7 protein-coding genes are annotated in these 13,114 nt (G+C 70.2%); 6 read left to right on the top strand and 1 reads right to left on the bottom strand.

Annotation, left to right across the window (positions count from 1 at the left end):
• Positions 1-106: 106 nt before the first annotated feature.
• On the top strand, positions 107-781 hold the full coding sequence (locus tag DIE08_RS08325; protein WP_044843419.1) for an HAD family hydrolase: 675 nt from the start codon (positions 107-109) through the stop codon (positions 779-781).
• A 103-nt stretch (positions 782-884) separates the two neighbouring features.
• Here the strand turns inward: DIE08_RS08325 and DIE08_RS08320 are convergent, their stop codons facing one another.
• On the bottom strand, positions 885-1,127 hold the full coding sequence (locus tag DIE08_RS08320) for a DUF6566 family protein (protein ID WP_124901590.1): 243 nt from the start codon (positions 1,125-1,127) through the stop codon (positions 885-887).
• 168 nt (positions 1,128-1,295) lie between these two features.
• Between DIE08_RS08320 and DIE08_RS08315 the strand changes: the two genes are divergently transcribed.
• From DIE08_RS08315 to glgX, 5 genes are all read left to right on the top strand, one after another.
• On the top strand, positions 1,296-1,784 hold the full coding sequence (locus tag DIE08_RS08315; RefSeq protein ID WP_059602449.1) for a phage protein NinX family protein: 489 nt from the start codon (positions 1,296-1,298) through the stop codon (positions 1,782-1,784).
• 181 nt (positions 1,785-1,965) lie between these two features.
• The gene (locus DIE08_RS08310; protein ID WP_124901589.1) at positions 1,966-5,358 is read left to right on the top strand and encodes an alpha-1,4-glucan--maltose-1-phosphate maltosyltransferase; all 3,393 of its coding nucleotides are present in this window, start codon (positions 1,966-1,968) and stop codon (positions 5,356-5,358) included.
• Positions 5,358-8,768, top strand: coding sequence for a maltose alpha-D-glucosyltransferase (gene treS / locus DIE08_RS08305; RefSeq protein WP_124901666.1), 3,411 nt, complete (start codon positions 5,358-5,360; stop codon positions 8,766-8,768). Before DIE08_RS08310 ends, treS begins: the two co-directional genes overlap by 1 nt.
• Positions 8,765-10,966, top strand: coding sequence for a 1,4-alpha-glucan branching protein GlgB (gene glgB, locus DIE08_RS08300; protein ID WP_124901588.1), 2,202 nt, complete (start codon positions 8,765-8,767; stop codon positions 10,964-10,966). The genes treS and glgB overlap by 4 nt, the downstream gene beginning before the upstream one ends.
• A 32-nt stretch (positions 10,967-10,998) precedes the next feature.
• Complete coding sequence (glgX, locus tag DIE08_RS08295) at positions 10,999-13,113, top strand: glycogen debranching protein GlgX (RefSeq protein ID WP_124901587.1); 2,115 nt, start codon at positions 10,999-11,001, stop codon at positions 13,111-13,113.
• The last annotated feature ends 1 nt before the right edge of the window (position 13,114 follow it).

The following is a 13,114-nucleotide window of genomic DNA, read 5'->3' as shown; positions in this document are numbered from 1 at the left end:
GTCCGCGGCGCCGGGACATGGCGATGACACGGCCGCGCGCCGATAATGCGTCGAAGGACTTTTCGCGGACGATTCGCCCGAACCTCATCGGGCCAGGAGATTCAACATGCGCATTGAAACGTCGTTTCTGTTCGATCTCGACGGCACGCTCGTCGACAGCGTCTACCAGCACGTGCTCGCGTGGAAGGAAGCGCTCGATGCCGAGGGCATCGAGCTGTCGGTGTGGCGCATCCACCGCAAGATCGGGATGAGCGGCGGCCTGTTCCTGAATCAGCTGCTGCGCGAGACGGCCGGCGACATCGACGCCGAGCGCGTCGAACGGCTCGCGCGGCTGCACGCGGCCGCGTACCAGCGGCTGCGCGCGCAGGTCCGGCCGCTGCCGGGCGCACGCGAGCTGCTGGCCGCGCTGTCGAACGCGGGCATCCGCTGGGCGATCGCGACCAGCGGACGGATGGAAACGGCGGCCATCAACCTCGAGGCGCTGGGCGTCGATCCGGCGAAGAACGTGGTCGTCACGCGCGATCAGGTCAAGTATGCGAAGCCGGATCCCGATCTGTTCCTGACGGCCGCCGCGAAGCTGAACGTGCCGATCGAGCATACGGTGGTGGTTGGCGACAGCATCTGGGACATGCTCGCCGCGAGCCGCTGCCGCGCGCTGGGCGTCGGGTTGCTGTCCGGCGGTTACGGCAGCGACGAGCTGGAGCGCGCGGGCGCGCTACGCGTGTATGACGATCCGGCGGATCTGCTGTGGCACCTCGACGAGATCGCGGCGCGGCCGTGATGCCTGAATCGTCCGCCTGACCCGCGGCGTCCGGCTCTCCGGCGTCACCTTCGTCGGTTTGTCGCGCCGCGTGCAAGCTTCCGGCCGCGCCGGTCGAGTCGGGTCAATCGTCGTCGACGCGCTTGTCGACCAGATAACGCCCGCGCTCGACACCCGCGCGCAGCGCCTCGTCCTCGGTTTCCCAATCCGGGCCGGCCGGCTCCGGCACGCTGAGCTCGATGCGCGCGCCGTCGACATACACCTGCACTTCGTCATCCCACGCGCCGCGCGCGTTGCGCCGCGCCCAGACCCGAATCTCGTGGCCGCGATACGGGTCGCGCACCTGTGCGTCCTGTTGATGCTGCATGCTGGCCCCCTCTGCTTATCTGCGATGGCGATGCAAAAAATGCGCGCCGCATGATCGCCGCGCGCGCCGTCGGCCCCGTGAGCACACGCCGTGCCCGCTATCCGGCAGCCCGGCACGCAGCTTGCGCACGCGTCCCACCGCGCTGACAAACCCTGACGGAGCTTGCCCATGCGAACCGACGAACTCGCCGGAACGGCCCTCGACTATTGGTGCGCGCGCGCATTGTGCGCGGACGACGAAGACACGCTGTGCTTCACGGCCGTCGAGCCGCAACTGATCGTGACCGCTGCGTGCGATGCATTGCGGCGTCTCGATGCACATTTCGCGCCGTCGGCGTCGTGGGCCGACGCGGGAGCGGTGCTCGATCGCGTCGGCGACCTGCGGATCGCGCGGCGCGGCGACGGCGTCGAATGCGACGCATGCTTCATCGACGGCCCGTCGACCTGCGCGGCGCGCGCGACCGACCCGCGCACCGCGCTGCTGCGCGCGTTCGTGCGGGCGCGCTTCGGCGACGACGTCGATACCCCGCCGGCGTTCGCGCACCGGATCGAGCGCGGCGCGCCGGTGCGTTACGACCCCGGAGCGCCGCTTCCCGAAGCGGACGACGATCCGGCCGCCGGCGACAGTTCGGACATCCGCTCGATTCCGCGCATGTGACGACGCCGGACGCACCCCGCTCCGCGCACGATGCAACGACCGCACAGCGTTTATGTAAAAACGACAGAGGTTCAGCACGCGGCATCCCGCACGCACGTTGCCGCGCGGGGCGCAGCGCCGCAGGCACGCGGGTTGCGGCGCACGGCCGTTACCGTTCGCCGCCGCCCGCCCACGCCATTCCATGAACGTCACGCCCCCCTTCGCCCCACACCTCTACTTCTGCGATGCCCGCCTCGTCGGTCCGCTCGACGCGTGGCCAGACACGTTCGCACACATCGCGGGCATGGGCTTCGATCACGTGCTGATCGGCGGCTTCTGGGCCGCCAGCGTCGCGGGTTTTCCGCGTCACGTCGCCGACTTCCATCGGCCGGCAGCGACGTTCGCGACGCGCGCCGGCGCGCTCGAGACGTTCTCGCGGCTCGCGCAACTCGCGCACGGCCACGGGCTGCGCGTGATGCTCGAAGTCGTGCCCGATCGCATCGCGCGCGCCAATCCGCTGCGCGTCGAGCATCCGGACTGGTACGTCGAGCGCTCGCACGACGACGCGCTGATCGATCCGCGCCGCGCCGCGCATGAACTCGACGTCGCGCATGCACAGGTCGGCGAGGATTCGACACACGACGCACTCGCCGCGTGGTGGTGCACGCATCTCGCTGCGTTCGCGGACGCCGGCGCGGCCGGCTTCCTGATCGACGCGCCGCATCATCTGCCGGCCGCGTGGTGGCCCGGCTGGCGCGCGGCGCTGCGGCGCGCGCGCCCGGACGTCACGGTGCTGGCCGGCGTACCCGGCCATGCGCGCGACGCGCTTGCGCAATTCGAGGCGGCCGGCTTCGACGCGGTGTTCTCGTCGGTACGCTGGTGGGATCTGCGTTCGCCGTGGTTCGCTGACGAACACCGTCTGTTGCGGCGCATCGGCTCGCCGATCGCGTTTCCCGACGCCTACGACGGCCCGCGTCTCGCCGACGACTGGCGCGACGCGCCGGACGAGACGGTCGCCCGGGCGTATCACCGCGCGTTGTGGACCGCGGCGGCGGTCGGCACCGGCTGGCTTGTGCCGATGGGCTTCGAGCGCGGCGTCACGCTGCCGCTGATGGCACGCGATGCGGATGCCACGCGCTATCGCGCCGCGTTCGACAGCGCGCGCTTCGACCTGTCCGGCGCGATCGCCGACGCGAACGCGTGGCGCCGCGCGACGCCGCTCGCGGCCCAGCGCGGCGAAATCGCGCAACTGAGCGCGCCCGGCGCAGCCGCGACCGCGCTGTTACGCGGCACGGGCCCGTCGCTCGAGCACGACGACACGGCACTGCTGATCGCGCTGAATCCCGATCTCGATACCGAAGCGCCGGTCGATCCCGCCACGATCCTGCCCGGCGTGCCGGGCTGCTTCACCCATGTCGCGACGCCGGACGGCGCGCGCAAGCACGCGCCGGTCGCGCTGGAAGCGTTCACGCTCGAACCCGGCGGCTATGCGCTACGCGAAGCCTGGCGCGCGCCGCCGGCGATCCCGCGCGCCGACGCCGCGAGCGAGCGCACCGCGCTGTCCGCCGCGCTCGTGGCCGACCGGATCGCGATCGAACGCGTCGAGCCGGCCGTGGACGGAGGCCGCTTCGCGATCAAGCGCGTAATCGGCGAAACGCTGGTTGTACACGCATCTATTTTCTCGGACGGGCATGCGCATCTCGCGGCAGCGCTGCAATGGCGCGCGGACGACGAGGACGACTGGCGCGAAGTGCCGTTCGTCGCCGAGCCGAACGATCGCTGGCACGCGCGCATCTCGCTCGACCGGCTCGGCCGCCACGCGTTCCGCGTGATCGCATGGCGCGACGACTGGGCATCGCTCGTCACCGACATCGCGAAGAAGCGTGCGGCCGGCCAGGACGTGACGCTGGAGGTGCGCGAAGCGCAACTGCTGCTCGCGACCGCGCTGAAGCAGGCCGACCCGGCCGATCCGCGCGCGATCGGGCAGATGGAACGGCTGAGCGCCGAATTCAAGGACGCGTCGCCCGACGAACGCCTCGCGCTGATCGGCGCGCCCGCGCTCGCCGATGCCTTCGCGGCGCTGCGCTACCGGCCGTTCGTCACCCATGACGAAACGGTTTATCCGGTCGACGTCGAGCGCCGCGCCGCGCGCTTCTCGAGCTGGTACGAAATGTTCCCGCGCTCGGCGAGCAACGATGCGCACCGGCACGGCACGTTCGACGACGTGATCGCGCAGTTGCCGCGCATCCGTGACATGGGTTTCGACGTGCTGTATTTCCCGCCGATCCACCCGATCGGCACGACCGCGCGCAAGGGCCGCAACAACACGCTGAAGGCCGGCCCGGACGACGTCGGCAGCCCGTACGCGATCGGCTCGCACGACGGCGGCCACACGGCCGTGCATCCGCAGCTCGGCACGCTCGCGTCGTTCCGGACGCTGGTCGAGGCGGCGCGCGCGCAAGGGCTCGAGATCGCGCTGGACTTCGCGATCCAGTGCTCGCCCGACCATCCGTGGCTCGCCGCGCACCCGGGCTGGTTCGCATGGCGGCCCGACGGCTCGCTGCGCTTCGCGGAAAATCCGCCGAAGCGCTACCAGGACATCGTGAATCCCGACTTCTACGCGCCGGACGCGCTGCCCGACTTGTGGGTCGCGTTGCGCGACGCGGTGCTGTTCTGGGTCGACGCGGGCGTGCGGATTTTCCGCGTCGACAATCCGCACACGAAGCCGCTTCCGTTCTGGGCGTGGATGATCGCCGACGTGCGCGGCAAGCATCCGGACGTCGTGTTCCTGTCGGAGGCGTTCACGCGGCCGGGCATGATGTACCGGCTCGCGAAGGTCGGCTTCTCGCAGTCGTACACGTATTTCACGTGGCGCGAGACGAAGCGCGAGTTCATCGATTACCTGACCGAGCTGACGGCCGGTCCGCCGCGCGAGTTTTTCCGGCCGAACTTCTTCGTGAACACGCCCGACATCAATCCGCGCCACCTGCAGAACGCGCCGCGCTCGCAGTTCGTGATCCGCGCGGCGCTCGCGGCGACGCTCGCCGGCTCGTGGGGCCTGTATTCGGGCTTCGAGATCGGCGAATCGGCGCCGCTGCCCGACAGCGAGGAATACGCGGACGCGGAGAAATACGAGCTGCGCGCGCGCGACTGGAACAAGGCCGCGCACATCGGCGCCGAAGTCGCGCGGCTGAACCGCGCGCGGCGCGAGCATCCGGCGCTGCAGACTCACCTCGGCCTCACGTTCGCCGACGCGGACAACGACCAGGTCCTCGTGTTCGTGAAGGCAACGCCCGCGCACGACAGCGTCGTCGCGGTCGCGATCAGCCTCGACCCGTGGCACCCGCAGGCCGCGAACTTCACGCTCGACGCGTCGCTGTGGCGCAGCTTCGGGCTCGTCGACGGCGAACCGCTCGACGCGTTCGAACAGGACGCCGCGCATGCCGAAACGTGGCGCGGGCACCGCCACTACGTGTCGCTCGACCCGCACGTGCGGCCGTATGCGATCTGGCGGCTCGCGCCGTCTCCGGGCGCCGCGCGAGCGGCGGCGCCCGAGCCGGGCCACGCCCGACACCCTTCCGGAGCACACGCATGATGAAACGCGAAGACTCCCTCGACGACGTGCGCCGCGCGCAGTTCCCTTCGCTCGCACCGGCCGGCACGCCGCGCCGGCGCCGGTCGAGGCGCCGCGCGCCCGCGCTCTGCGCGGACGATCCGCTGTGGTACAAGGACGCGATCATCTACCAGGTACACGTGAAGTCGTTCTACGACTCGAACAACGACGGGATCGGCGACTTCCCCGGCCTGATCATGAAGCTCGACTACATCGCCGAGCTCGGCGTCGACACGATCTGGCTGCTGCCGTTCTACCCGTCGCCGCGCCGCGACGACGGCTACGACATCGCCGATTACCGCGACGTGCATCCCGACTACGGCACGCTCGCCGACGTGCGGCGCTTCATCCGCGAAGCGCACGCGCGCGGGATCCGCGTGATCACCGAACTGGTGATCAACCACACATCGGACCAGCATCCGTGGTTCCAGCGCGCGCGGCGCGCGAAGCCCGGCTCGATACATCGCGACTACTACGTGTGGTCCGATACCGACACGAAATACACCGGCACGCGGATCATCTTCCTCGATACCGAAACGTCGAACTGGACCCACGACCCGATTGCAGGCCAGTACTACTGGCACCGCTTCTACTCGCACCAGCCGGACCTGAACTTCGACAATCCGGCCGTCGTGCGCGAGGTGCTCCAGGTGATGCGCTTCTGGCTCGATCTCGGCATCGACGGGTTGCGGCTCGACGCAGTTCCGTACCTGGTGGAGCGCGAAGGCACCAACAACGAGAACCTGCCGGAGACGCACGCGATCCTGAAACGCATTCGCGCGACGATCGACGCCGAGTATCCGAACCGAATGTTGCTCGCGGAAGCGAACCAGTGGCCGGAAGACGTGCAGGAATATTTCGGCCACGAGGACGAATGCCACATGGCGTTCCACTTCCCGCTGATGCCGCGCATCTACATGTCGATCGCGAGCGAGGACCGCTTCCCGATCGTCGACATCATGCGGCAGACGCCGGCGCTCGCGCCGAGCAACCAGTGGGCCGTGTTCCTGCGCAATCACGACGAGCTGACGCTCGAGATGGTGACCGACTCGGAGCGCGACCTGCTGTGGCAGACCTACGCGTCCGACCGGCGCGCACGGCTCAACCTCGGCATCCGGCGCCGCCTCGCGCCGCTGATGGAGCGCGACCGGCGCCGCATCGAGCTGATCAACTCGCTGCTGCTGTCGATGCCCGGCACGCCGGTCATCTACTACGGCGACGAACTCGGGATGGGCGACAACATCCACCTCGGCGACCGCGACGGCGTGCGTACGCCGATGCAATGGTCGTCGGACCGCAACGGCGGCTTCTCGCGCGCGGACCCGGAACTGCTGGTGCTGCCGCCCGTGATGGGCTCGCTGTACGGCTATGACGCGGTCAACGTCGAGGCGCAGACGCGCGACCCGCATTCGCTGCTGAACTGGATGCGCCGCATCCTGTCGACGCGTCGCGCGACGCAGTCGTTCGGGCGCGGCACGATCCGCTTCCTGCGCCCGGAGAACCGCAAGGTGCTCGCGTACCTGCGCGAACTCGAAGGCCACGAGACAGTGCTGTGCGTCGCGAACCTGTCGCGCTCGTCGCAGGCGGTCGAACTCGACCTCTCCGAATTCGCGGGCCGCGTGCCGATCGAGATGACGTCGGACTCGGCGTTTCCGCCGATCGGGCAGCTCACTTACCTGCTCACCTTTCCGCCGTACGGGTTTCTATGGTTCGTGCTGTCCGAGCACGGCCGCGAGCCGTCGTGGCGGCAGCCGCACGCGGAGCCGCTGCCCGAGTACGTGACGATCGTGATGCGGCGCGGCGACGTGCGGCCCGACGTCGGGCAGCTGCATACGCTCGCGCACGATGCGCTCGCGTCGTGGCTCACGCGGCGGCGCTGGTTCGCGTCGAAGGACCGCAAGATCGGCAATGCGTGGCTGAATGTCGTCACGCCGATACCGGACGAGCCGTTCCAGTACGCGGAGGCCTGGGTGTCCGCGAGCGACGGCGGCGTCGAACGCTACGTCGTGCCGCTGGCTGCCGCATGGGGCGGCGAGACGTCGCATCCGCTGTTCGCCCAGCTCGCGCTCGCGCGCGTGCGGCGCGGCCACACGGTCGGCTACCTGACCGACGCATTCGCGCTGCCCGCGTTCGCGCGCGGGATGCTGCGCAAGCTGCGCGACGGCGCGACGGTGCCGACGTCCGACGGCGGCCGCCTCGACTTCCTGCCCGAACATGCGCTTGCCGCGCTCGACCCCGGCGACGACGCCGACGTGCGCTGGCTCGCGGCCGAGCAGAGCAACAGCTCGCTCGTGATCGGCGACGAGATCGTGCTGAAGCTGGTGCGCAAGGTCGCGCACGGCATCCATCCGGAAGCGGAGATGAGCCGCCACCTGACGCGGATCGGCTACGCGAACACCGCGACGCTTGCCGGCGAGGTCGTGCACGTCGATCCGGACGGCTCGCCGCATACGGTCGCGATCCTGCAGCGCTACGTCGACAACCAGGGCGACGCGTGGACGCGTTCGTTCGACTTCCTGAAACGCGCGGTCGACGAGCTCGCGCTGCCCGCCGTCGCCGACGGCGAAGCGGCCGAGCCCGACGAGGAGCCGGATGCGCTGCTCGGCTACGCGGCGTTCGCGGGCATCGTCGGCACGCGGCTCGGCCAGCTGCACGTCGCGCTGGCGCAGCCGTGCGACGATCCGGCGTTCACGCCGGAGCGCGCGACGCCCGAGCACGTCGACGGCTGGTGTTTCGACGCGATCACGTCGTTCAGGCACGCGCTCGACGTACTGGCCACGCGGCTCGATGCGCTCGATCCGGCCATGCGCGCCGCCGCCGACACGCTGCTCGCGTCGCGCGACGCGGCCGTGCAGGCGCTTGGCGAACTGGTGCCGCGCACGCTCGACGCACAATGCACGCGCATTCACGGCGATTTCCATCTCGGCCAGGTGCTCGACGTGCAGGGCGACGCGCTGCTGATCGACTTCGAGGGCGAGCCCGCGCGTCCGCTCGCGCGGCGCCGTGCGAAGTCGCATCCGCTGCGCGACGTGGCCGGCTTCCTGCGCTCGCTGTCGTACGTGAGCGCGACCGCGCAATTCGCGATCGAGAAGGCGCCGCCGCAGGCGGCCGGCCGCAAGCGTGCGCTGTTCGACCGCTTCGGGCAGGCCGCCGCCGACCGCTTCGTCGAATGCTATCGCGCGGCCGCCGACGAGGCGCCCGAACGCTTCGTCGACCCGCGCTACGCCGATCGCCTGCTCGCGCTGTTCCTGATCGACAAGGCGTCGTACGAGCTGTGCTACGAGGCCGCGAACCGCCCCGACTGGCTCGGCGTGCCGGTCGGCGGGCTCGCCGCGCTCGTCGAACGCCTGCTCGACGCGCACGGCACACCCGACAACGGAGGCGCCCAATGACCGACACGCTGTTCGACCGTCGCGATATCGATGCACTGCTCGCCGGCCGCCATCCGGACCCGTTTGCGTGCCTCGGCCCGCACGGGGATGCCGGGCGGATCGTCGTGCGCGCACTGCTGCCCGGCGCGCGGCGCGTGCGCGCGGTGACGCCCGACGGCGACGAGCTCGGCACGCTCGCGTGCGTGAACGACGCCGGCTGTTTCGCGGGGACGCTCGCGCACGACGGCCACTACAGGCTCGCGATCGACTGGCCCGACACGCGCCAGGTGACCGACGACGCCTATGCGTTCGGCATGCTGCTCGACGACGCGGCGCTCGCGCGTTTCGCGGCCGGCGACCCGGCCGCCGTGCTCGACTGCCTCGGTGCGACGCCCGCGCGCATCGACGGCGTCGAGGGCGTGCGCTTCGCGGTGTGGGCGCCGAACGCGCAGCGCGTGTCGGTGGTCGGCGACTTCAACGTCTGGGACGGCCGTCGTCATCCGATGCGGCTACGGCGGCCGTGGGGCGTGTGGGAGCTGTTCGTGCCAGGCATCGGCGCAGGCGAGCACTACAAGTACGAGCTGCGCGCGAGCGACGGGCGCGTGCTGCCGCACAAGGCCGACCCGTGCGCGCGCGCGACCGAGGCACCGCCGCGCACCGCGTCCGTCGTCGCCGACACGGCGGCGCTCGACGCGTTCGCGTGGCACGACGACGACTGGCTGCGCGCACGGCCGCACGCGGACCGCCGCTTCCGCATCCCATGGTCGATCTACGAGGTGCATGCGGAGTCATGGCAGCGCGTGCCCGAGGAAATGGACCGCAGCGCGACCTGGGACGAGCTCGCCGAGCGGCTGATCCCGTACGTGCACGGCATGGGCTTCACGCACGTCGAGTTCATGCCGATTTCCGAGTATCCGTTCGGCGGCTCGTGGGGCTACCAGCCGCTCGCGCAGTTCGCGCCGTCCGCGCGCTTCGGGCCGGTCGACGGCTTCGCGCGCTTCGTCGATCGCGCGCATGCGGCCGGCATCGGCGTGATCGTCGACTGGGTGCCCGCGCACTTCCCCAACGACCCGCACGGTCTCGCGCAATTCGACGGCAGCGCGCTGTACGAGCACGCCGACCCGCGCGAAGGCATGCATCCCGACTGGAACACCTGCGTGTTCAACCTCGGGCGCAACGAGGTCGGCGCGTTCCTCGTCGCGTCGGCGCTCGCATGGGCACGGCGCTATCACGTCGACGGGATCCGCGTCGACGCGGTCGCGTCGATGCTGTACCGCGACTATTCGCGCAAGGAAGGCGAGTGGGTGCCGAATGTCCACGGCGGGCGCGAGAATCTCGAATCGGTCGCGTTCCTGCGCACGCTGAACGACACGCTGCACGGTGCGCTCGCGCCGCAGGGCGTCGTCACCTTCGCGGAAGAATCGACGGCGTGGCCGGGCGTCACCGCGTCGACCGGCGACGGCGGGCTCGGCTTCGACTTCAAGTGGAACATGGGCTGGATGCACGACACGCTCGCGTATCTGCGCGAGGATCCGGTCCATCGCCGCTATCACCACGACCGGATGACGTTCGGGCTCGTCTATGCGTTCTCCGAACGCTTCGTGCTGCCGCTGTCGCACGACGAGGTCGTGCACGGCAAGGGCTCGCTCGCCACGAAGATGCCCGGCGACGCGTGGCAGCGGCTCGCGACGCTGCGCGCTTACTTCGGCTTCATGTGGGCGCATCCCGGCAAGAAGCTGCTGTTCATGGGCGGCGAATTCGCGCAATGGGCCGAGTTCGCGCACGACGCGACGCCGCACTGGGATCTGCTCGACGCGCCCGCGCATCGCGGCGTGCAACGGCTCGTGCGCGACCTGAACCGCGTGTACGCGGCCGAACCGGCGCTGCATGCGCTCGACTGCCACGCGGAAGGCTTCGCGTGGCTGATCGGCGACGATCGCGACAACAGCGTGTTCGCGTTCGCGCGCCGCGACGATGTCGGACGCCTCGTCGTCGCGATCAGTAACTTCACGCCGGTGCCACGCGCCGGCTATCGCATCGGGCTGCCCGCGCCCGGCCAGTGGCGCGAGCTGATGAACACCGATGCGGCCGTGTACGGCGGCACCAATGCCGGCAACGACGGCGCCGTGTGGGCGGAAGCCGTGCCCGCGCACGGCGAATCGTGGTCGGCCACGTTGCGCCTGCCGCCGCTCGCGACCGTATGGCTGAGCCCTGCCTGACACCCGGCGACCTCGACACGGAGACCCGCCCCATGCCGACCGCCCTGCCATCCCGACTCGATCCCGGCCGCGCCTATCCGCTCGGTGCGACCTGGGACGGTCTCGGCACCAACTTCGCGGTGTTTTCCGCGCACGCGCAGCGCATCCAGCTGTGCGTGTTCGACCCGACCGGCCGCAAGGAACTCGCACGGCTCGACCTGCCCGAGTGCACCGACGAGGTGTGGCACGGGTACCTGCCGAACGCGCATCCGGGCACCGTGTACGGCTTTCGCGCGGACGGCCCGTACCAGCCGCAGCATGGCCACCGCTTCAATCCGACCAAGCTGCTGCTCGACCCGTACGCGCGCAAACTGGTCGGACATTTCCGCTGGTCCGACGCGCTGTTCGGCTATCGCGTGCATTCGAACCGCGCGGACCTGTCGATGGACCGCCGCGATTCGGCGCCCGCGATGCCGAAGGCCGTGGTCGTCGACGAGGCGTTCGACTGGCGCACCGACCAGCGCCCGAACGTGCCGTGGCGCAGCACCGTGATCTACGAGGCCCACGTGCGCGGCGCGTCGATGCGCCGCGCCGGGCTGCGCGCACCGGAACGCGGCACCTTCGCGTCGCTCGCGCATCCGGCATTCGTCGATCACCTGCTGTCGATCGGCGTGACGACCGTCGAGCTGCTGCCCGTGCACGCGTTCCTGCAGCAGCGCGCGCTCGTGAATCGCGGACTGCGCAACTACTGGGGCTACGACACGGCCGCGTTCTTCGCGCCGGAGCCGTCGTATCTGTCGACGCGGCGGCTCGACGAAATGCGTATCGCGATCCGGCAGCTGCACGCGGCCGGCATCGAGGTCGTGCTCGACGTCGTCTACAACCATACGTGCGAAGGCAACGAACTCGGCCCGACGCTGTCGTGGCGCGGCCTCGACAATGCCAGCTACTACCGGCTGCGGCCCGGCGACCCGCGTTACCACGTCGACGAGACCGGCTGCGGCAATACCTTGAACATGTCGCATCCGCGCGTCGTGCAGATGGTGATGGACTCGCTGCGCTACTGGGCCACCGCGTTCAATATCGACGGCTTCCGTTTCGATCTCGGCGTGACGCTCGGCCGCGAGGATCACGGCTTCGAGCCTGGCGCGGGTTTTTTCGACGCGTTGCGGCAGGACCCGGTGCTCGCGCAGCGCAAGCTGATCACCGAGCCGTGGGACCTCGGGCCCGGCGGCTATCAGCTCGGCCGCCACCCGCCCGGTTTCGCCGAATGGAACGACCGCTTTCGCGACACCGTGCGGCGCTTCTGGCGCGGCGACGCAGGGCAACGCCCCGAACTCGCCGCGCGCCTCGCGGGCTCGGCCGACCTGTTCAATCATCAACGGCGCCATACGTGGGCATCGGTGAACTTCGTCACCGCGCACGACGGCTTCACGCTCGCCGATCTGGTTTCGTACGCGCACAAGCACAACGAGGCAAACGGCGAGGACAGCCGCGACGGTCGCGACGACAACTGCAGTGCGAACTGGGGCGTCGAAGGCGCGACCGACGACGCGTCGATCTGCGACCTGCGCGCGCGCGTCGCGCGCTCGATGCTCGCGACGCTGTTCACCGCGCTCGGCACGCCGATGATCGTCGCCGGCGACGAATTCGGCCGCACGCAGCACGGCAACAACAACGCGTATTGCCAGGATAACGAACTGTCGTGGCTCGACTGGGACCTTGCACGCAGCGACGAAGGCGTGCAGATGACGCGTTTCGTGTCGCGGCTCGCCGCGCTGCGGCGCATGTATCCGGTGATGTCCGCGCCGCGCTATCCGTCGGGCGACCGCGACGGCGCGCCCGGCATGCACGAGATCGACTGGTTCGACGAGCGCGGCGGCGCGCTGAGCGTGCCCGCGTGGGAGGACGGCGAGCGTCGCGCGCTAACGATGCGGCGCGTCGGCACGGGCCGCACCGGACGCACCGAGGCATTGCTCGTGATGCTGAACGCGTCGACGCACCCCATCACGTTCAGGCTCCCCGCGCCGGTGCTCGACTACCGCGTGCTGCTCGACACCGCGACGCCCGACGCCGGGCCGCGTTCGTGGCCGGAGGCCGGCCTCGACGTCGCCGCGCACGCCGCCGTGATCGCCGTCGCGGCCGTGCCGCCATCCCCGCCCGCGTAAG

The organism is Burkholderia sp. Bp9004 (assembly GCF_003858025.1).
Taxonomy (GTDB): Bacteria; Pseudomonadota; Gammaproteobacteria; order Burkholderiales; family Burkholderiaceae; genus Burkholderia; species Burkholderia diffusa.
The sequence above is the reverse complement of the archived record's forward strand: the minus strand, read 5'-3'. Positions and strand labels throughout refer to the sequence as shown.

What these genes read in the sequence shown, in the direction of transcription:
- DIE08_RS08325 (WP_044843419.1), top strand. Translation starts at nt 107, where the DNA reads ATGCGCATTGAAACGTCGTTTCTGTTCGATCTCGACGGCACGCTCGTC.
- DIE08_RS08320 (WP_124901590.1), bottom strand. Translation starts at nt 1,127, where the DNA reads ATGCAGCATCAACAGGACGCACAGGTGCGCGACCCGTATCGCGGCCAC.
- DIE08_RS08315 (WP_059602449.1), top strand. Translation starts at nt 1,296, where the DNA reads ATGCGAACCGACGAACTCGCCGGAACGGCCCTCGACTATTGGTGCGCG.
- DIE08_RS08310 (WP_124901589.1), top strand. Translation starts at nt 1,966, where the DNA reads ATGAACGTCACGCCCCCCTTCGCCCCACACCTCTACTTCTGCGATGCC.
- treS (WP_124901666.1), top strand. Translation starts at nt 5,358, where the DNA reads ATGAAACGCGAAGACTCCCTCGACGACGTGCGCCGCGCGCAGTTCCCT.
- glgB (WP_124901588.1), top strand. Translation starts at nt 8,765, where the DNA reads ATGACCGACACGCTGTTCGACCGTCGCGATATCGATGCACTGCTCGCC.
- glgX (WP_124901587.1), top strand. Translation starts at nt 10,999, where the DNA reads ATGCCGACCGCCCTGCCATCCCGACTCGATCCCGGCCGCGCCTATCCG.